Genomic DNA, 18,718 nt, shown 5'->3' with positions numbered 1-18,718 from the left:
GTTTCGACGGTAGTCATATGGTGGCTTTGCAAGATCAACTAGCAACCATTCGACTACCGTCGATTTTCGGAGCGCCGATCGAGGCTGAAGCTGGGACGGCGCGTTCTACTTCGAGAGGGCGTCGGCCTCGATCGCTTCCTCGCGACTTCCGCGCACTCCCAATCCCGCCGCGACCAGACACGCCACCGCGACCACACCCACGAACCACGGGAACACCGTCTTCAAGCCCCAGGTCGTCGCAGCCCACCCGGCCAGAATCGTTGGCAACGCCATCGCCGAATAGGCCAGCAGGTAGTACGCCGACATCGTTTCCCCGCGCTTGTGGTGTGGCACCACATTGGACAGATGGCGTAGCGATCCGCCGAAGCCGAGGCCGAAGGTGGCGCCGAGGGCGATGCCTGCGCCGAGCACGGCGGCCCAGTTGTGGGTGGCCAGTGCGGGCACCGTGAGCAGCAGGGCCAGCGCCATGCCGGTGTCGCCGAGGACGGCGGCCCTGCGGGCTGGGATGCCGGTCGCGAACAGCTGGGCGGTCGCGCCGGAGAGGGCGGTCGAGGCGACGACCGCGCCGCCGAAGACCAGGTTGTGGATGCCGGTCTGCTGCGCGGCCAGCGACGGGTACAGCGAGAGCAGCACGCCGAGCACCGACCAGGCGGCCATCACGCCGATCGCGGAGAACCAGAAGTCCGCACGGATCTCTTGCGGCACGGCTGGTTTGGCGATGCGGATGCGTCCGGCTTGCCTGGCGCCGTGCGGTTCGCGCAGGGCGAGCACGCCCGCGGCGATCGCCAAGCAGACGACCGTGATGACGACGTAGGGCGTGCGCAAGGGGTGCGGCGCGTACTGGGCGAGCAGCGCCGAACCCAGAATCGCCACGGCCATACCGACATTGAAGGCGACGCCGCTGAGCTGCCCGGACCGCGCGCCGCGGTGCGGACGCAGGTCGAGCAGCGCGGCGGCGCCCGCCACGACGGTGGAGCCGACGGCCATACCGTGCAAGGCCCTGGCCAGCAACAACATCGGGACCGAGTCGGCGAGCACGAACACCACCAGCCCCGCGATCATTGTGGCGAAAGCGCCGAGCAGCACCGGCTTTCGGCCCACCACATCGGAGATGCGACCGGATACCAGCACCGCGCCGAGCGCGGCGACGGCGTACACGGCGAAGACGATGGTGGTGGTCAGCGGCGAGAGGTGCCACTGCGTTTCATAGATGCCGTACAGCGGCGCGGGCACGCCCGACACGCCGAGCGCCACGCCGCTGGCGACCAGCACCAGCGCGTAGGCCCAGCGTTGGGTGGTCTGTTCGTCGGCGGCCACTGCCATTGTCGCTGCCATCGATAACCCCGATCAGGTAAGTTTGATATTGATCGAACTCCATCGACCATACAACCCGGTTCGATGATCATCAAACCCCCGAGTGAGGTAGATCATGACCGATGCCACCGAAGCCGCTCCGCCCATCGCACCGCTGCCCACCGTGCTCGGCGCCTTGCAGGACCCGGTGCGCCTGGAGATGGTGCGCCGACTGCGGAACGCCGGTACCGCCGTGCGCTGCGGCGCGCTCTACGACGTGATCAACAAATCGACCGCGACCCACCACTTCAAGATCCTGCGCGAGGCGGGCGTCATCGAGCGGCTGGTCGTCGACGGTCAGACCTGTCAGCGGCTACGCGCCGAAGATCTCGACGCCGCGCTTCCCGGACTGCTGGACGTGGTCGTGGACGCCGCGAACCGAGAGCACGACGGCGCGACCGCCGACGTACGCTGACTTGGCTCAGGGGCCGGTGAACGTCTCGGCCGCCATCCACAGGAAACTCCACCGGGTCCCCAGTACGGCGAGGGCCAGCAAGGTCAGCAGCACGGCGCAATAGACCACCGGCCGCCGCCATTCCCTCGGCCCCGCCAGGAAGACGATCAGCAACTCCGCCAGCAACGTCACCACCACGATGCCGAGCAGCCCCGCGAGCACCGGATAGGCCTCCGGCGCGCGCGCCCACGACCGCAGTACCCCGAGCACGCCGAGCACCACGAATCCGAAGCCCAGCACCGCGATGACGGTGAACAGGGCATAACTGTCCGCGGCGTCGCGATCGGTCTCGTCGCGGAAGCGGCGCAGCCACCCCGCGAACAGCATCAGATGCGCCAGACTCGCCCCGAACACCCCGGCGATCAGCAGCGCGTAGCCCACCCCCGCCACCGACCGCAACGCCACCGCGCCGAGATCCGCCAACAGGCTCGCGAAGAACAACACACCCAACCCGAGCAGCGCTTCGGGGCGGCGCAGCAACCGTTCTCGCAGATAACGCGGCGGCAGCTGCTTGCGCAGGTGGCGGAACACCCGGATCCACGCGACGAGCACGATCACGAACAGCACCGGTGTCACGAATCGCAGCACGCCCGGACCGGCCCACATCGCCAGCGCGGTGACGGCACACGCGAAGAACCACACCCAGACCGCCAGCCGCAGCAGCGCCCGCCACATGATCTCGGCGAGGAGCCGCCGCGCGGGTGCGTGGTTCGGGCTGGCGCCGAGCAGGCCGCGTAGCGTCGCCACCGCCTTGTCTCGGGTGGAGAAGTCCTCGAACTCCAGCCGGGCGCGCAGTGCCAGCAGACCGACGTGCGCGGGGTTCTCGGCGAGGCCCCGCTCCACGTGACGGCGCGCCTCGGCCGAATCCGGCAGCTTCCGATAGCTTTCGGCGGCATGGGCGAGGACGTCCGCGTCCTGCGGCGCGTATCCACACGCGCTCTCCAACGCCGTGCGAGCCTCGGCGCGCATCGAGTCCGTCATCGGCCCACCGACGACGACCCGGGCGAGGACGAGCAGCGCGCCGACGTCGTGCGGCACGCGTCCCACCGCGGCGCGCGCGTACCGCAACGCCTCGTCCCGCTCGTCTTCGTAGTGGTGCACCAAGGCGGCCGTCAGGTAGGGATCGACCCGGTCCGGGTTCGCCGCGATCGCCGCCCGCGCATGACGCAGCGCCGCGACGTGATCGTCCAGCCGATACTCGACATCGGCCAGTTCCGCGAGCAAGAGCGGGTCATCCGGCGTCGCGGCCAACGCCTCCCCGAGAATTCGCCGTGCCTCCGGCAACCGATCCAGTTCCCGCGCGGCCCGCGCCCGCGTCACCGCCTCCCACGCCGTGCGCATCGACTCCCCCTCCGCAGCATTCGTCGACCGCACGCTACCCGCTCGACTTCAGCGCACGCACGCCGATATCCGAGAAGGCGCCCGCGCGCGCTCACATATCCCTACGCGGAGGCGGGGATCAGTGGTCGACGAGGCGGCGCACCGCGGCGGGGAGGTCGCGGGTGCGGCGGTAGGGTCCGGCGACCGACGCTCCGAACGGGCGGGCGAGCAGGGTGCGTGCGATGGCGGTGACCTCGTCGGTGGTGACCGCGTCGATCCGGGCCAGCGTTTCGGACACGCTGCGGTGGTTGCCGTAGCTCAGTTCGCTGCGCCCGATCCGGTTCATCCGCGAGGCCGAATCCTCCAGTCCCAACACCAATCCGCCGCGCAGCGAGCCCTTGGCCCTGGCGCATTCGGCGTCGGTGATGCCGTTCTCGGCGACATCCTCGAGCACACCGCGCGCCAAACCGGCCACCTGGCCGAGGTTTTCGGGCTGGCAGCCGATGTACACCGAGAACGCGCCGGTGTCGGCGAAGGTGTCCACGCTGGAGTACACCGAGTACGCCAGGCCGCGCTCCTCCCGGATGGCTTGGAACAGACGGGAACTCAGCCCACCGCCGACGACGGTGTTGAGCACCGACAGCGGCCACCGGCGATCGCCCTCGTGGCGGCCGAACGCGCGGACGCCGAACGCGAGGTGGGCCTGTTCGCTGTCGCGGTGGCTCCACTGCAATTCCGGGTTTCCGTGCGGCCGAAACCGCCCCTCCCGGCGCGGCGCCGGTTGCGCCTCCGGATCCAAGCGGCTCTCGAACGCGCGGTGCACCAGCTCCACCGTGTGGTCGTGCTCGACATTGCCCGCGACCGCGACGACCATCCGATCCGGCCGGTACCTGCGCAGGTGGAAACCGCGCAGCTGACCGGCCTGCATCGCCTCTATGGACTCCACGGAACCGATCACCGGACGGCCGATCGGATGGTCGCCGAACAGCGCGGTGAGGAACGCGTCGCCGACCAGGTCCTCGGGGTCGTCGTCGCGCATGGCGATCTCCTCGAGCACCACCTGCCGTTCGACGTCCACGTCCACCGAACGGCACAGCCCGTTCAGTACGACGTCGGAGACCATGTCGACCGCGAGCGGCAAGTCCTCGTCGAGCACGTGCGCGTAGTAGCAGGTCTGCTCCTTGGCGGTGAACGCGTTCAGCTCACCGCCGACCGCGTCCATGGCCTGCGCGATGTCCAGCGCGCTGCGGGTCGGAGTCGCCTTGAACAGCAAATGCTCCAGGAAATGCGCCGCGCCCGCGACCGTGCGCCCTTCGTCGCGCGAGCCGACGCCCACCCAGACGCCGATCGAGGCCGACCGGACGCCCGGCACGTGCTCGGTGACCACCCGCAGTCCGCCCGGTAGCACCGTGCGCCGCACCCCGGTATCCGCCATCCGCGCCTCGTCCACCCGCCGCTGTAGTGACGAACCCCCCTGCCCGGTCGGGAGCAGGGGGGTTTCCGTCTTCTTCTTCGTCACACCGACAAGTACTACTCGGTTCCGGCGTCGGCGGCATCCGACCCGGCGGTCTCCTCGGCGCTCTCCTCGACCGGGATCAGCGAGATCTTGCCGCGGTTGTCGATGTCGGCGATCTCCACGCGCAGCTTGTCGCCGACGTTCACCACGTCCTCGACCTTGGCGACCCGCTTGCCGTTGCCCAGCTTCGAGATGTGCACCAGACCGTCGCGACCCGGCAGCAGCGAGACGAACGCGCCGAAGGCAGTGGTCTTGACGACCGTGCCGAGGAAGCGCTCGCCGACCTTCGGCAGCTGCGGGTTGGCGATGGCGTTGATCGCGTCGATCGCGGCCTGCGCCGACGGGCCGTCGGTCGCGCCGACGAACACGGTGCCGTCGTCCTCGATGGAGATGTTGGCGCCGGTGTCCTCGGTGATCTGGTTGATGACCTTGCCCTTGGGCCCGATCACCTCGCCGATCTTGTCGACCGGGATCTTGATCGCGGTGACGCGCGGCGCGTACGGGCTCATCTCGTCCGGGGTGGCGATGGCCTCGGCCATCACGTCCAGGATCGTGGTGCGGGCGTCGTGCGCCTGGCTCAGCGCGCCGGCGAGCACCTGCGACGGGATGCCGTCCAGCTTGGTGTCGAGCTGCAGCGCGGTGACGAACTCACGGGTGCCCGCGACCTTGAAGTCCATGTCGCCGAACGCGTCCTCGGCGCCGAGGATGTCGGTCAGCGCGACGTAGCGGACCTCGTCCTCGCCCTTGTCGTTGGTGACGGTGTCGGAGACCAGACCCATCGCGATACCGGCGACCGGGGCCTTCAGCGGCACACCGGCGTTCAGCAGCGCCAGGGTGGAGGCGCACACCGAGCCCATCGAGGTGGAACCGTTGGAGCCCAACGCCTCCGAGACCTGACGGATCGCGTACGGGAACTCCTCCTGGCTGGGCAGCACGGGGATCAGCGCCCGCTCGGCCAGCGCGCCGTGGCCGATCTCGCGACGCTTCGGCGAACCGACGCGACCGGTCTCACCGGTGGAGAACGGCGGGAAGTTGTAGTGGTGCATGTAGCGCTTGGAGGTCTCCGGCCCGAGCGAGTCGACCTGCTGCGCCATCTTCACCATGTCCAGCGTGGTGACGCCCAGGATCTGGGTCTCACCGCGCTCGAACAGCGCCGAACCGTGCGCGCGCGGCACCACGGCGACCTCGGCGGACAGCGCGCGGATGTCGGCGAGGCCGCGGCCGTCGATGCGGAAGCCGTCGGTCAGGATGCGCTGGCGCACCAGCTTCTTGGTGACCGAGCGGAAGGCGGCGCCCAGCTCCTTCTCGCGACCCGCGAAGTCGTCGCCCAGGCGCGAGAGCACGTCGAGCTTGATCTCGTCGATCTTCTCCTCGCGCTCCTGCTTGCCCGCGATGGACAGCGCCTCGCCAAGCTCGCGCTTGGCGGTGCCCTCGACGGCCTCGTACACGTCCTGGCCGTACGGCGGGAAGAGCGGGAACTCCTCGGTCGGCTTGGCGGCCAGCTCGGCGAGGTCGGCCTGCGCGCGGCACAGGCGGGCGATGAACGGCTTGGCGGCCTCCAAGCCCTCGGCGACAACGGCCTCGGTCGGCGCCTGCGCGCCGCCCTCGATCAGCTCGATGACCTTGTCGGTGGCCTCGGCCTCGACCATCATGATCGCGACGTCACCGGACTCGACCACGCGACCCGCGACCACCATGTCGAACACGGCGCCCTCGAGCTGCTCCACGGTCGGGAACGCGACCCACTGGCCGTCGATCAGGGCGACGCGAACGCCGCCGACCGGGCCGGAGAACGGCAGGCCCGCGAACTGGGTGGACGCGGACGCGGCGTTGATCGCCACCACGTCGTAGAGGTCGTTGGGGTCCAGGCTCAGCACGGTGACCACGACCTGGATCTCGTTGCGCAGGCCGTCGACGAACGACGGACGCAGCGGACGGTCGATCAGGCGGCAGGTCAGGATCGCGTCGGTGGACGGGCGGCCCTCGCGGCGGAAGAACGAGCCGGGAATGCGGCCCGCGGCGTACATGCGCTCTTCGACGTCGACCGTCAGCGGGAAGAAGTCGAACTGATCCTTCGGCGACTTGCTCGCGGTGGTCGCCGACAGCAGCATGGTCTCGTCGTCCAGGTAGGCGACGACCGAACCGGCGGCCTGGCGAGCCAGCCGACCGGTTTCGAAACGCACGGTGCGGGTGCCGAAGGAACCGTTGTCGATCAGCGCGACGGACTCGAACACACCCGGCTCGACCTCTACGGCCGAGGACTTGCGTTCAGTTGTTTCGGACATTCTCTTCTCTCAACCTCTCGTCTCGCCGGCTCGAGCGCGCGGTGGGCGCGCGATCCGGCTGTCGTCAGCCGTACCCGGGCACGGACGCGCGGCAACCCTCCTGGCTGCGACGCGCACACCCGGCCGAATCCCCTTGGACGCGGCGACGCGGAGGCGGTCATCGATCGAAGCCCGCCGGCGACGCGCCGGGAGGCCACTACCGAAGACCGACGCCACGCGGGCGGGTGCATACGGCTGTCCATGTTGTCGTACGACGGGATGTTCTCCACCCCTCATACACAAATAGCCAACGGGGAGATTGTACGTCTCCCAGTTGGCGATATGACGACCGCCTCTGTGGGCAGCGTGTTGCGGGGACCCATCGCCTCGCCGAGGCGGTCGAGCACCGGGCTCATCCCGCGCGAGCGGGTAGCACGGCGAGCGTTGGATGGAGTCCCGCGCCGTTCGCGGTCCGCGCCCCGCGGTCGTTGGATCGCGGGGCGCGGAAGCCGGGAATTACGCCGCGCCGTGGGCGCGGCGGGAGATCACCTGCGCAGGCCCAGGCGCTCGATCAGCGAGCGGTAACGCTCGATGTCCTTGTCCTGCAGGTACTTCGAGAGGCGCTTGCGACGACCGATCAGCGCCATCAGGCCGTGGCGGGTGTGGTGATCGTGCTTGTGCTTCTTCAGGTGCTCGGTGATGTCGGCGATCCGCTTGGACAGCAGCGCGATCTGCGCCTCCGGCGAACCGGTGTCCTTCTCGTGCAGGCCGTACTCGGCGAGAATCGCCGACTTCTGCTCGGTGGTCAGCGCCACGTGGCATCCACTCCTGTTTCTCAGTTCCGCGTTCGAAGGTTCCGGTTACCCGGGGCGGGCGCCACCGCGGACCGCAGCAAACCCGAGGATCCACCCTACCGGAGCGTCTCGCGCGAACCCAATCGCGGTGCGCACGCCGGACCGACGTGTTGCAATCGAGCCATGGACCCCGCTGTGCGCGATGTGCTGGACACCCTTGCCCGCGAGGACTACGCGGCTCTGCGCCCGCTGCTGCACCCGTATCTGCGGTGGACCGACGGCCCGGACACGATCCGCGGGCGCACCAAGGTCCTCGCGCACATCGCGGCGAATCCGACCAGCGCGCCACCGGTCTCCTACGAACTGCGGGACGGTCAGATCTATCGCTGGACGGTCCCGCCCGAGGATGCGGACGCCGGGCGCGACAGTGCTCTGGACACCGCGCCCGGAGGCACTGGGGACCGGGCGTTCGACCGAGCTCCGGACACTGTGCCCGACTGAACTTCGGACATGGCGCCCGACTGAACTTCGGGCACGGCGCCCGACGAGCTCAGGACTCGGTGCCCGCATCGGCGGCGGTGAGCACCTTGCGCGCGTTCTCGACGTCGCGTCCCATCGCCTCGATGAGGTCGTGCATCGTGTCGAACTTGCGCATGCCGCGCAGGTGCTCCACGAAGTCGACCGCGACGTGCTGGCCGTAGAGGTCGGCCTCGCCGTCGATGACGTACGCCTCGACGGTGCGGGCGCGGCCGGAGAAGGTGGGATTGGTGCCGACCGAGATGGCGGCCATCGCCCGCTCGCCGGGGGTCACCGTGCCGATCGTCGGCCCGGGGCCGAGCACCGTGAACCAGCCCGCGTAGACGCCGTCGGCCGGAATCGCGGCGTGCATGGGCGGGGCGACGTTGGCGGTGGGGAAGCCGAGTTCGCGGCCACGCCCGTCGCCGTGCACCACCACGCCCTCGACGCGGTGCGGGCGGCCGAGCGCCTCGGCGGCCGCGGCCATGTCGCCCGCGTCGACGCAGGCCCTGATGTAGGTGGAGGAGAACGTCACCGCGTGCTCACCGAGCAGCTTGACGCCGTCGACCTCGAAACCGAAGCGCTCGCCGAGTTCGCGCATGGTCTCGACGGTGCCCGCCGCCTTCTTGCCGAAGGTGAAGTTGTCGCCGACCACGACCTCGGCGACGTGCAGCCGCTCGACCAGCAGGTCGTGCACATAGCGGCCGGGGGTGAGCTTCATGAATTCCTGGGTGAACGGCATCACGCAGAAAACGTCGACGCCCAGTTCCTCGACCAGTTCCGCGCGCCGGGTCAGCGTGGTCAGCTGCGCGGGGTGCGAACCGGGCCGCACCACCTCCATTGGGTGCGGGTCGAACGTCATCAACACCGAGGGGACGCCGCGCGCGGCCGCGGACTTCACGGCCCGGCTGATCAACTGCGCGTGACCGCGGTGCACTCCGTCGAACACACCGATCGTGAGCACGCACCGTCCCCAGTCCGCGGGCACCTCGTCGAGGGATCGCCATCTCTGCACGTTCGCAGCCTACGCAAGTCGAGGTCCGAACAGTATTCGGGCGTACGAGATGTCACAGAACGCTTGCCCGCCGTCCACCGGACGCATGTCCGATTCCTTCAAGACTTTCGCGCGCGGCCTGCGATCGAATGGTTCCTGGCGCATCTCCGCCGCGCCCAATCACCACGACCGACAGGAGTTTTCGATGAAAACCACCGTCCACGCCATCACGCTCGGTGTCGACGACCTCGACCGCTCGCTGCGCTTCTACCGCGAAGGTCTCGGACTCTCCTCGCCCGGGGTCATCGGCACCGAATACGTCGGCGACGAGAACACCCCCGGCGGGCGGGTGGTCATGTTCTCCCTCGGCAACGGCCTCATCCTCTCGGTCTACGCGCGCGAGGATCTGGCCAAGGACGCGGGCGTCGCACCCGAGCGCGTCGGCGGGTCGGCCGTGAGCCTCGGGTATTTCGTCGACAGCAGGGATGAGGTGGAGCGGGTTCTCGAACGTGCGCGCGAGGCGGGCGGCAGCGTCGTCCGGGAGCCGCTCGAACGCCCGTGGGGCATCTACGCCGGATACTTCGCGGATCCCGACGGGCACCTGTGGGAGGTCGTCTACTTCCTGGACGGCAACCGGCCCGTCTGAACAGGTGGACGGGCAGCGCGCCGGTCGGAACGCCTGCGGCCGTACTGAATTCTGCCGCGCGGCCCGCCGTCGAACCGCGCCGTCGGCCGCGCCCGCGACCTGCGGTTCCCCGCTCGAAGTGGCAGCGGGATGACCGGTCCGCGACCGGCGGAACACGAGTGGCGAACGAGTTCGCCGCATCCCGGTGTCCGACTGTGTGAATCGCGACGGATGTGCATAAGCTCGGGTATGTGCCCGGTAAACGAGACATCGCCACCCGCCGCGAGCTGGCCGACAGCTCCGCGCCGGGCGAGCCGCACGGCAGCACCGCCACCCTGGCGCCGGAGCTGACCTCGGTCGCCCAGGACTACCTGAAGGTCATCTGGACCGCACAGGAATGGTCGCAGGAGAAGGTCTCGACGAAGTTGCTCGCCGAGCGCATCGGCGTCTCGGCCTCCACCGTCTCCGAAGCCGTGCGCAAACTCGCCGACCAAGGCCTGGTCGAGCACGCCCGCTACGGATCGATCACCCTCACCGAGCACGGTCGCCGCGCCGCGGTCGCCATGGTGCGCAGGCACCGGCTGATCGAGACGTTCCTGGTCAACGAGCTCGGCTACGGCTGGGACGAGGTGCACGACGAGGCCGAGGTGCTCGAGCACGCGGTCTCCGAGCTGCTCATGGCACGCATCGACGCCAAGCTCGGCTATCCGGACCGCGACCCGCACGGCGACCCCATCCCGTCGGTGGACGGCGCGGTGCCGACGCCGCCCGCGCGCCAGCTCAGCGATTTCGAGGCGGGCCAGGCCGGGCGCGTCGCCCGCATCTCCGATTCCGACCCGGACATGCTGCGCTACTTCGACTCCGTCGGCATCGCGCTGGACACCGCCATCGCCGTCGTGGAACGCCGCGATTTCGCGGGCACCATCGCCATCCGCATCGGCGACGGCGACGCCACCACCGACCTCGGCCGCCCCGCGGCGGAAGCCATCTGGCTCACTACCTGAGGCGTACCGGTTCCACGAAGGATCAGCAGGGCTGGAAGTAGGACTCGAGCCGGGCGGGGACGCCATCGGCGGCGGCCGTGGACCAGCACACGTTGTGCGGGAACGCGACGTAGGTGCGCCAGCCGTCGGCCGTGCGGTGAACGATGCGCTGACTGTCGCCCGGGACGTCCCAGACGATCACCGCCCAGGAGCCGTCGCATTCGCTGACCGTCGCCCCGTCGGCGGTCAGGTCGCCCGCGTCGTCCAGCTCGGCGACGATGGTCTCGGCGGCGCACGCCGCGGGGGCCGGATCGTTGAAGCGCAGCTGACCGGTCACGACCTGACCGGCCGCCGTGACGAACAGCGTGTGCATGCCCTCGGGCACCGGATCGGTGCCGGGCGGCGGGTCCATCCGGAACCGGAAGCAGCCGACCGGAACCACGAACACCGCGCGCCCGTCGGCACCGGTGACCGCGTCCCAGTGCGCGATCTCGGTGGCGCCCAACGGAATATCGAGCTGGGCCATATCGCACGGCCGCATCTGACGGACGCTGACCGGGACGTCGGGCACCGCGTTGCCGCCCAGGGTTACCGTCTCGATGATCGCGGTGCCGAGCACCGGTGAGGTCGGCGGTTGCGGTGTGGGAGCGAGCGCCGGCGGCGCGGGTCGCGGCTGAGGAGCGTTGGTGGCGGCGGGCGCCTCGGCGATCTCGGGTGTGCGGTCGACGGTGGCCGCGCCAATGGTGGCGCTCGTCCGCGGCCGCTCCGCTTCGTCGGCCTCCCCACCGCACCCCGCCACGAGCGCGAACACCGCGCACACCACCCCGACGATTCCCACCGCACGCATCGCCAAGCCTCCGGATCGAGCCACTGTTACCCCAGTATCGACCTTCGGGAAAGCTCGTTAACGCAGGTCAACGGGGCTGTACGGGGGTGTTGCGCCTACGTGTCGCAGCCGTGACCGGACCGTGCCGAGGCGCCATCGACCTAGCTCGCCGCGTCGAGGGCGCGCACGGTGGCGGGGGCGGCGAGGGGTTCGCGGTGTTCGGTGAAGAGTTTGGCGACCAGTTCGCCGCGGCTGGTGACGCCGACCTTGTCGAAGATCGACTTGAGGTGGTCGCGCACGGTGTGCGGGGAGAGGAAGAGGCGGGCGGCGATGTCGGCGGTCGCGAGACCGCGAGCGACGAGTTCGGTCACTTCGAGTTCCCTCGGCGTGAGCTCGTAGGCCGCGACGATCAGTTCGGCCACTTCGGCGGGCTTCGCGGGTTCGATCACGAGAGCCGTTGTGCTGGCGCGACCTTCGGCGTCGCGCAGGCAGCTCGCGTGGCACACCAGCCAGCGCCCGGCGGTCGTGCGGACCCGGATCCGTGACGCCGCGCCGGTCAGCCTGGCGCGGCCCGCCGTGTTCAGGATCCAGATGGGCAGCGGCAGATCGATGCCCAGCGGCGTCGGCGCGGCGGGACCGGGCGGCATCTCGGCGAGCAGGTCGCGGGCCTCGTCGTTGAGCGACAGCAGTTCACCGCCCGCGCCGAACAGCAGCAGGCCGGGGGCGGTAGTTGCGGACTGTGGCGGCACGGCCGGAAGCGCGAAGGCACGCAGCCGCTGCGCCATCGGTGTGCAGAGCACCTGGACCAGCGCGATGTCCGCGGCGCGGAACGGCGGCCGTCCGCGCTCACGGAACAGACTCAGCTGTCCCCACGGCTGCCCGTCCACCCGGAATACCGCACGCAGTTCGTCGTCGAACCCGCGCGGGCGCATGAAACCGCGGTACAGCGGGCTCAGTGCCGGCTTGTCGCCCGTCACCTCCCGCAGCCCGGCGACCGGGACCTTCGCCACCGCCAGATCCCGGAACAGATTCACGTGTTCGGCGAAAAGCTCCGATTCCCAATAAGTTCCGCAGCCGCCCTCGTGCAGGTTCTCCACCCGGACGGGTGCGGTGGTGAGGCCGTTGACCGGATCGGTCGCCACCCACACGGTGGCGTCGAACGGCGTGATCCGCCGCAGGCGAGCCGACGTGTCGGCGAACAGCGCGTGCGCGTCGGGCGCGGCGGCGATGCTCGCGAGCAGCGCGTCGAGGGCGGGCGTACCGGTCATGGGTGTCATCGTCCGCTGTCCGTGGCTCGTCCGCTATCCCGCATATGAGGGGTGAGCGTCCAGTCGGTCCGTGAAATTCCGGGTCGCCGAACGAAGCGGTCCCCGAACCCCTCGATCGCGGGATGGTTCGCACCGCCGAACACCGCGACGCTGGGTTCCCGGATCACGAAACCGAAGGAGCCCCATGCACATCGGAATCATCGGAGCGGGCGCGGCCGCCGTCGCGCTGCTCGACGCGCTCGCCGCCGCCGACGACAAACCCAGTGGTATCACCGTGTTCGACAGCGCGCCCGCGCCGTGGCGGGGTCGGCCGTACCAGCCGGATCTCGACGCGGTTCGCGTGAACGCGCCGCCGCCGATCATGTCGGCGCGGGCGGGCGATCCTGGGCACTACCAGCGCTGGCTGGCGGGGCGCGATGTGGCGGGCTACCTCGACGAAGGGCTGGGTCAGCCGCTCGTCCCCCGCGCGGTCTACGGCGAGTACCTCGAAGACACCGCTCGCGAGGCAATCGAACTCCTCGGCCGGGCGGGCTGCCCGGTTCGTGTCGTGCGATCGGCCGTCACCGGATTCTCCCGTGCCGAACGCGCCGTGCTGCACACCGCGGGCGGCGACCGCGTCCCGGTGGACCGTGCTGTCCTGGCGGTCGGCGGCGGAGGTCCGCGTGACCACTACGGGCTCACCGGCGCGCCCGGTTACGTGAACGAGCCCTACCCGCTCGCCAGCACATTGGCCGAACTTCCCGCAGACCGGCACGTCGCCGTGATCGGTAGCGGACTGACCGCCGTGGACATCGCCGTCGCCCTGGCCGCCAACGGGCATACCGGACCGATCAGTCTGCTTTCGCGCAGCGGTCGTCTCCCGTTCGTTCAACAGCGCCCGGTCCGGCTGGACCCGGTGCACCTGACACCCGCGGCGGTGCGCGAGCAGGCGAGACACGGCGAACTCCGCTTCGCCCAGCTGGTTTCGCTCATGCGGGACGAACTTCGCTCGCTGGGACAGGATTTCGACACCCTGGCCGCCGAGATCACCGGCGACGAGGATCCGATCGTAGGGCTGCGCCGCCAACTGGACGCCGTCGACGCACCGCACCTCGGGCGACGTCTACTGGCCATGGTCATCCGCACCGTGGGACCGACCGCCTGGCCGCTGCTGGCGGAGCGTGATCGAGAGATGCTGCGCGCCAGCCATTTCCGCACGATCAACAGCCTGAGCTCGCCGATGGTCCCGCACAACGCCCGTATCGTGCTGCGCCTGCTGGATTCCGGTCAACTGCGGTTGTGCGCGGGCGTCACCAAGATCGAGGCGAACTCCGGCGGCGGTTTCACCGTGCGCGACGGGCGAAGCTGGACTGCGGACACCGTGTTCAACGCGGTCAACCCGCCCGCCTACACGACACCTAGGGAAACCCAATCGCTGATCAGCGCGTTGCTCGCGACGGGCGCGGCCGAAACGCATCCGGCGGGCGGTCTGCGCGCCGAACCCGGTTCCCGTCGCCTGATGGTCGGCGGCACACCGGATCCGAGCTGGCACGTACTCGGCAATCTCGCGGCCGACTCGATGTTCATCGCCACGAATCCACCGGGGCTGGCGGCCGAGGCGGCGGGACTGGCCCGGGCACTGCTCGGCGGTTGATCGATCCGCGCCGGGCTCAGCGCGCGAGCTCGTCCAGCAGAGCCCGGAATTCGGCCGGAGAGAGATAGCCGTCCGCGTCTCGGTCGGCGGCGGCGAGCAGGTCGGCCGCGGAGACGTCGATGAGCCCGGTGCCGACGTGGCGGATGAGGGATTCGATTTCCTCGACCGAGATCCGCCCGTCGCCGTTGGTGTCGAAGACGCGGAATGCGGCTTCGGCGTCGGTCACCTCGAGGCGTCCGGTCACCAGTGCCGCGTCGAATTCGGCCTTGGAGACGAGGAAGTCGCCGTTGGTGTCCGCCGCGGCGACGAGGCGCTCGATCGCGTCGGTGTCGACTTCCAGCCCGAGCGCGTGGATTCCGTCGGCGATATCCTGGACGGAGACGAGTCCGTCACCGTCGCGGTCCCACAGCTCGAACGTGTCGACCGATTGTTCACTCATGCCAGTGCCTCCCAGAGCCGCCTGCGATTTCGGACGGCGAACCCACGACCACTGTACGGTTCCGTTGTGGGCGTGGGCGTACGTCCGCATCCGCTCTCGCCGCTAGGGCACGGCGATCCGCTCGCCCGCGACCCGCTTCTCGTCGGCATCGGCCAGCCAGAAATACACCGGCGGGAGGACGAATTCGATGACGGTGAGCACGATCTGGAACCAGTGCGGCCACCCGTACACGGCGACAGACAACACCCGCCCGACCGCGCCGAGCAGGAAGATGCCCGCCAGCCAGCGCACCGCAGGCGCCGGAATCGGCGTGCGGCGCGCGGCCCAGATCCACGCCACGCCGTACCCGACGAAGATGGCGCCGAAGAAGCGGCTCTGGCTGTCGGCGGTGACGCCGGAGGAGCCCATGTCGGGCACCGAGTCGATGCCGAGCGCCATATGCAGGAAGCCGATCGCGACGCACGCGACGCCCATCGTCATCGCCAGAATCCTCAGCAGTTTCGCCATGGCTTCCCCCTCGACAGGACATAACCTCTTGCCGCACAAGGGCCTTCACCCGAGGGAACCCGCTTGCGCACATCTACTACAAGCGATAGTAGAGCCAGGGCGGTCTTGCGTCAACGACCGGAAACCGGGCGAGCTGCATGGCCCGCCCGTCGAGCGTCGACGGTCGGAGCGTCAGTCCACGAGTCCGCGCGGGCGGATGACGAAGACCGGAGAGGAGCGCTTGCCCTTCTCCTCGAGCAGCGCGATGGCGGTGCCGTCGGCGGTCAGCGCGGCGTGCACGCCCGCGATACCGATCGGATCCAACCACCGTCCGTCGCGCAGGGATTCGGCTTCGCGGTCGTCGATCGTCCGGTGCGGGAAAGCGATTCGGACCGCCTCATCGATACCGAGATTCAGCGTGGAGTCCTCGGCGAGCTGATCCAGCGTTCTCGCGTGTTCCAGCGTGAAGGGGCCGACCCTGGTGCGGCGCAACGCGGTCAGGTGACCGCCGACGCCCAGCGCCGCCCCGAGATCGCGGGCCAGCGCCCGTACGTAGGTGCCGGAGGAACACTCCACCACGACGTCGAGATCGACGAAGCCGTCCGAAACATCGTGCCGGGCGAGCACATCGAAGCGCGACACGGTCACCGGGCGGGCGGTGAGGCGCACTTCCTCGCCCGCGCGGTGGCGGGCGTAGGCGCGTTCGCCGTTCACCTTGATGGCGCTCACGGTGGCGGGCACCTGTTCGATGTCACCGGTCAGTTCCGCGATTCGGGCGGCGATGTCGGCGTCGGTGAGGTGTAGCGCGGGGACGGTCGCCAGGGTCTCGCCCTCGGCGTCGTCGGTGGTGGTGGACTGGCCGAGCCGGATGGTGGCGGTGTAGGCCTTCGTGGTGAGCGTCAGCAGGCCGAGCAGCTTGGTGGCCCGTTCGACGCCGAGCACCAGCACGCCGGTCGCCATCGGGTCGAGCGTGCCCGCGTGCCCGACCTTCTTGGTGCGCAACAGCTTCCGGCACTTGGCCACCACGTCGTGACTGGTCCAGCCGCCGTCCTTGTCGACGATCAGCAGGCCGCCGAGCACGTCGGGGCGCTGCGCGTGGGTGGTCGGTTCGGTCATCAGCCGTGCGCGATCGCGGTCAGGATCAGCCCGTCGGCGATCAGCCAGCGTCCGTCGAACGAGGTGAGCGGCAGCCCGCCGTCGTTGGTCTGGCCCGGCACCAGCAGCCGGCTGTGGAAGGTGCCCGAACCGGTGCCGTCGGCGTTCTCCTCGACGGTGAAGGTGATGTGCGCCTCCTCGAAGCCGAGCCAGCGGGTGGTCAGCGGGAACCACGCCTTGTAGGTGGCCTCCTTGGCGCAGAACAGCAGCCGATCCAGGTGCAGACGAGAACCGGTGTCGCGCAACCAGTCTCGCTCGGCGGGCAGGCTCACCGACTCGAGCACGCCGTCCGGCAGCGCGCCGTGCGGCTCGGCGTCGATGCCGATCGAGCGGAAGCGCATCTTGTGCGCCAGCGCCGCGGCGCGATAGCCGTCGCAGTGTGTGAGGCTGCCCGTGATGCCGCGCGGGAACACCGGCATACCGCGCTCGCCCTTGCCGATGGCGACCGGCGGCTCACCGAGCTCCTCCAAGCACAGCCGCGCGCAGTGGCGGGCGCCGATGAAATCGCGACGCCGCTTCTCCACCGACTGCGCGATGAGATGCTCCTCGGCCGGATGCGGCTTCAGATCCTCCGGGTACGCCAACAGCTCGGCCGAGGCGACGCCATTGGGCAGAATGTTCTCGATCATCGGCTCCGAGCCTAGTCGAGTCGGACCTCCGCGACCGCCGCGGCCGGATCAGACGCCGCGCCTGCGCTGGGCGCGGCTGCGCATCTCGGCGGCGGCCGCCTCCATCTCGGGGGTGACCTTGAAGTGCCCGCCCCACTTGTTCAGCGTGCCCGGCGGATACTCCGGTGCGGGCAGGATCTGGCGCAGCAGCTTGTCGGGCAGGCCGCGGCGCTGCCATTCGCGCGGGTAGCCGAGCGAGACCTCTTCGAAGCGGACGCCGTCGTAATAGGAGGTGCGCGGAATGTGCAGGTGCCCGTACACCGAGCACACCACGTTGTAGCTGGTGTGCCAGTCGGCGGTCAGGTCGGTGCCGCACCACAGCGCGAACTCCGGGTAGAACAGGACGTCGGTGGGCTGGCGGACCAGCGGGAAGTGGTTGATCAGCACCAGCGGCGTCTCCGGCGGGAGGGCGTCCAGCTTGCGCTTGGTGACCTGCACCCGGGCGTGACACCAGGCGTCCCTGGTCAGATAAGGCTCCGAGGACAGCAGGAACTCGTCGGTGGCGACCACGTTGCGCTCGCGGGCGATGGCCAGGCCCTCGGCCTTGGTCGTCGCGCCCTCGGGGAGGAACGAGTAGTCGTAGAGCAGGAACATCGGGGCCAGCGTCACCGCGCCGCCGTGTGCCTCGGCGCCCGCGCCGCGCCACACCGGGAACGGATCCTCGGGCGTGACGACGTCCAGGTCGCGGCAGATCGACACCAGGTACTCGTAGCGCGCGACGCCGTGCATCTGCACGGGATCCTTCGCCGTGGTCCACAGCTCGTGGTTGCCGGGCACCCAGATCACCTTGGCGAACCGCTGGCGCAGCAGTTCCAGCGCCCACCGGATGTCGTCGGTCTTCTCCCCCACGTCACCGGCGACGATCAGCCAGTCCTCCGGCGAGTCCGGCTGGATCTGCTCCACGATCGGCCGATTCCCCTGATGCCCGACGTGTACGTCGCTCACCGCCATCAACTTGGGTATCACCACACCCACCTTGTCACATCCGAGGCAACAACCCGCCGCCCGCCTCCGCCAACACGATTCATCCCCGATCGGAACGCGACGGACACCAGCGGCATTCCGCCGGGGGCCGCGATGCCGTGCCGTGCACGTCTCCGGTGTGTACGCGGAGCGCTTCCACGCGCGAGTACCCGCCGAGCGGCAGTCACCCGCCGACCGCTGTCCGAAGCAGAGCATCAGGGGTGCCGATCGAGCGGCGGCGACGAATGGCCTACGCGTGCGTCCAACGAATCCGAGCGCCCGGCGAAGCCCGCCACCACGGCGAGCTTGCCGCTGGGCTTACGGCGGCACGACGCCACGGTGAACCTGCCGCTGCGCTCACGGCTCCCTCGACAGCCAGGCCGATCAGCGGCCGATTCGTGGCGACCCGACATCGCTCCGGCGAGGAGCCGACAGACCGCGACGCGGGCGTCCAATAGATC

General features: G+C 69.7%; 18 protein-coding genes. 5 read left to right on the top strand and 13 right to left on the bottom strand.

What is annotated here, in order from left to right:
* Positions 1-105: 105 nt before the first annotated feature.
* Positions 106-1,335 carry an MFS transporter gene (locus FB390_RS15810; protein WP_246124041.1) on the bottom strand — a complete coding sequence of 410 codons (1,230 nt, stop codon included), beginning with the start codon at positions 1,333-1,335 and terminating at the stop codon, positions 106-108.
* 94 nt (positions 1,336-1,429) lie between these two features.
* Here FB390_RS15810 and FB390_RS15805 point away from each other — a divergent pair, with 94 nt between their 5' ends.
* The gene (locus FB390_RS15805; RefSeq protein ID WP_141809629.1) at positions 1,430-1,768 is read left to right on the top strand and encodes an ArsR/SmtB family transcription factor; all 339 of its coding nucleotides are present in this window, start codon (positions 1,430-1,432) and stop codon (positions 1,766-1,768) included.
* A 6-nt stretch (positions 1,769-1,774) separates the two neighbouring features.
* On the opposite strand, the gene FB390_RS15800 is transcribed toward FB390_RS15805, so the two are convergent.
* The 4 genes from FB390_RS15800 to rpsO all read right to left on the bottom strand — a co-directional run bounded on the left by FB390_RS15800 (position 1,775) and on the right by rpsO (position 7,722).
* On the bottom strand, positions 1,775-3,148 hold the full coding sequence (locus FB390_RS15800) for a tetratricopeptide repeat protein (RefSeq protein WP_141809628.1): 1,374 nt from the start codon (positions 3,146-3,148) through the stop codon (positions 1,775-1,777).
* A 118-nt stretch (positions 3,149-3,266) separates the two neighbouring features.
* Entirely contained in the window at positions 3,267-4,562 is a 1,296-nt protein-coding gene (locus FB390_RS15795; RefSeq protein ID WP_141811806.1) for a M16 family metallopeptidase, read from the bottom strand.
* Positions 4,563-4,657: 95 nt separating this feature from the next.
* Positions 4,658-6,928, bottom strand: coding sequence for a polyribonucleotide nucleotidyltransferase (locus tag FB390_RS15790; protein ID WP_141809627.1), 2,271 nt, complete (start codon positions 6,926-6,928; stop codon positions 4,658-4,660).
* 524 nt (positions 6,929-7,452) lie between these two features.
* Positions 7,453-7,722 carry a 30S ribosomal protein S15 gene (gene rpsO / locus FB390_RS15785; RefSeq protein WP_068062901.1) on the bottom strand — a complete coding sequence of 90 codons (270 nt, stop codon included), beginning with the start codon at positions 7,720-7,722 and terminating at the stop codon, positions 7,453-7,455.
* A gap of 162 nt (positions 7,723-7,884) precedes the next feature.
* On the opposite strand from rpsO, the gene FB390_RS15780 reads away from it, so the two are divergent.
* Complete coding sequence (locus FB390_RS15780) at positions 7,885-8,202, top strand: nuclear transport factor 2 family protein (protein WP_221639272.1); 318 nt, start codon at positions 7,885-7,887, stop codon at positions 8,200-8,202.
* A 49-nt stretch (positions 8,203-8,251) separates the two neighbouring features.
* On the opposite strand, the gene FB390_RS15775 is transcribed toward FB390_RS15780, so the two are convergent.
* Positions 8,252-9,232: a bifunctional riboflavin kinase/FAD synthetase gene (locus FB390_RS15775; protein WP_141809626.1), complete on the bottom strand. Its 981-nt coding sequence runs from the start codon at positions 9,230-9,232 to the stop codon at positions 8,252-8,254.
* A gap of 184 nt (positions 9,233-9,416) precedes the next feature.
* Here FB390_RS15775 and FB390_RS15770 point away from each other — a divergent pair, with 184 nt between their 5' ends.
* A complete protein-coding gene (locus FB390_RS15770; protein ID WP_141809625.1) occupies positions 9,417-9,857 on the top strand; it encodes a VOC family protein in 441 nt (146 codons plus the stop codon).
* A 314-nt stretch (positions 9,858-10,171) separates the two neighbouring features.
* Positions 10,172-10,840 carry a metal-dependent transcriptional regulator gene (locus FB390_RS15765; protein WP_185757247.1) on the top strand — a complete coding sequence of 223 codons (669 nt, stop codon included), beginning with the start codon at positions 10,172-10,174 and terminating at the stop codon, positions 10,838-10,840.
* A gap of 22 nt (positions 10,841-10,862) precedes the next feature.
* Here FB390_RS15765 and FB390_RS15760 read toward each other — a convergent pair whose 3' ends face one another.
* Together FB390_RS15760 and FB390_RS34625 are read right to left on the bottom strand one after the other, a co-directional pair.
* Positions 10,863-11,666 carry a hypothetical protein gene (locus FB390_RS15760; RefSeq protein WP_246124040.1) on the bottom strand — a complete coding sequence of 268 codons (804 nt, stop codon included), beginning with the start codon at positions 11,664-11,666 and terminating at the stop codon, positions 10,863-10,865.
* A gap of 140 nt (positions 11,667-11,806) precedes the next feature.
* Positions 11,807-12,913, bottom strand: coding sequence for a LuxR C-terminal-related transcriptional regulator (locus FB390_RS34625; RefSeq protein WP_185757045.1), 1,107 nt, complete (start codon positions 12,911-12,913; stop codon positions 11,807-11,809).
* A 184-nt stretch (positions 12,914-13,097) separates the two neighbouring features.
* On the opposite strand from FB390_RS34625, the gene FB390_RS15750 reads away from it, so the two are divergent.
* Positions 13,098-14,546: an FAD/NAD(P)-binding protein gene (locus FB390_RS15750; RefSeq protein WP_141809623.1), complete on the top strand. Its 1,449-nt coding sequence runs from the start codon at positions 13,098-13,100 to the stop codon at positions 14,544-14,546.
* A 16-nt stretch (positions 14,547-14,562) separates the two neighbouring features.
* Here FB390_RS15750 and FB390_RS15745 read toward each other — a convergent pair whose 3' ends face one another.
* The 5 genes from FB390_RS15745 to FB390_RS15725 form a co-directional block, all read right to left on the bottom strand.
* Positions 14,563-14,985 carry an EF-hand domain-containing protein gene (locus FB390_RS15745; RefSeq protein WP_141809622.1) on the bottom strand — a complete coding sequence of 141 codons (423 nt, stop codon included), beginning with the start codon at positions 14,983-14,985 and terminating at the stop codon, positions 14,563-14,565.
* A gap of 102 nt (positions 14,986-15,087) precedes the next feature.
* Positions 15,088-15,492: a DUF4345 domain-containing protein gene (locus FB390_RS15740; RefSeq protein ID WP_141809621.1), complete on the bottom strand. Its 405-nt coding sequence runs from the start codon at positions 15,490-15,492 to the stop codon at positions 15,088-15,090.
* Between the two features lie 171 nt (positions 15,493-15,663).
* Entirely contained in the window at positions 15,664-16,587 is a 924-nt protein-coding gene (gene truB, locus FB390_RS15735) for a tRNA pseudouridine(55) synthase TruB (protein ID WP_141809620.1), read from the bottom strand.
* The gene (gene npt, locus FB390_RS15730) at positions 16,587-17,255 is read right to left on the bottom strand and encodes a 4'-phosphopantetheinyl transferase Npt (RefSeq protein WP_141809619.1); all 669 of its coding nucleotides are present in this window, start codon (positions 17,253-17,255) and stop codon (positions 16,587-16,589) included. Before npt ends, truB begins: the two co-directional genes overlap by 1 nt.
* Positions 17,256-17,303: 48 nt before the next feature.
* Positions 17,304-18,260 carry a metallophosphoesterase family protein gene (locus FB390_RS15725; RefSeq protein WP_141809618.1) on the bottom strand — a complete coding sequence of 319 codons (957 nt, stop codon included), beginning with the start codon at positions 18,258-18,260 and terminating at the stop codon, positions 17,304-17,306.
* Positions 18,261-18,718: the final 458 nt, after the last annotated feature.

Source organism: Nocardia bhagyanarayanae (assembly GCF_006716565.1).
Taxonomy (GTDB): Bacteria; Actinomycetota; Actinomycetes; order Mycobacteriales; family Mycobacteriaceae; genus Nocardia; species Nocardia bhagyanarayanae.
Note: the sequence above shows the minus strand (reverse complement) of the source record. Positions and strands in the feature narration are given on the sequence as shown.

Excerpts from the sequence above, each read along its gene's own strand:
- FB390_RS15810 (WP_246124041.1), bottom strand. The coding sequence starts at position 1,335 with ATGGCAGCGACAATGGCAGTGGCCGCCGACGAACAGACCACCCAACGC.
- FB390_RS15805 (WP_141809629.1), top strand. The coding sequence starts at position 1,430 with ATGACCGATGCCACCGAAGCCGCTCCGCCCATCGCACCGCTGCCCACC.
- FB390_RS15800 (WP_141809628.1), bottom strand. The coding sequence starts at position 3,148 with ATGCGCACGGCGTGGGAGGCGGTGACGCGGGCGCGGGCCGCGCGGGAA.
- FB390_RS15795 (WP_141811806.1), bottom strand. The coding sequence starts at position 4,562 with ATGGCGGATACCGGGGTGCGGCGCACGGTGCTACCGGGCGGACTGCGG.
- FB390_RS15790 (WP_141809627.1), bottom strand. The coding sequence starts at position 6,928 with ATGTCCGAAACAACTGAACGCAAGTCCTCGGCCGTAGAGGTCGAGCCG.
- FB390_RS15780 (WP_221639272.1), top strand. The coding sequence starts at position 7,885 with ATGGACCCCGCTGTGCGCGATGTGCTGGACACCCTTGCCCGCGAGGAC.
- FB390_RS15770 (WP_141809625.1), top strand. The coding sequence starts at position 9,417 with ATGAAAACCACCGTCCACGCCATCACGCTCGGTGTCGACGACCTCGAC.
- FB390_RS15760 (WP_246124040.1), bottom strand. The coding sequence starts at position 11,666 with ATGCGTGCGGTGGGAATCGTCGGGGTGGTGTGCGCGGTGTTCGCGCTC.
- FB390_RS34625 (WP_185757045.1), bottom strand. The coding sequence starts at position 12,913 with ATGACCGGTACGCCCGCCCTCGACGCGCTGCTCGCGAGCATCGCCGCC.
- FB390_RS15750 (WP_141809623.1), top strand. The coding sequence starts at position 13,098 with ATGCACATCGGAATCATCGGAGCGGGCGCGGCCGCCGTCGCGCTGCTC.
- FB390_RS15745 (WP_141809622.1), bottom strand. The coding sequence starts at position 14,985 with ATGAGTGAACAATCGGTCGACACGTTCGAGCTGTGGGACCGCGACGGT.
- FB390_RS15740 (WP_141809621.1), bottom strand. The coding sequence starts at position 15,492 with ATGGCGAAACTGCTGAGGATTCTGGCGATGACGATGGGCGTCGCGTGC.
- truB (WP_141809620.1), bottom strand. The coding sequence starts at position 16,587 with ATGACCGAACCGACCACCCACGCGCAGCGCCCCGACGTGCTCGGCGGC.
- npt (WP_141809619.1), bottom strand. The coding sequence starts at position 17,255 with ATGATCGAGAACATTCTGCCCAATGGCGTCGCCTCGGCCGAGCTGTTG.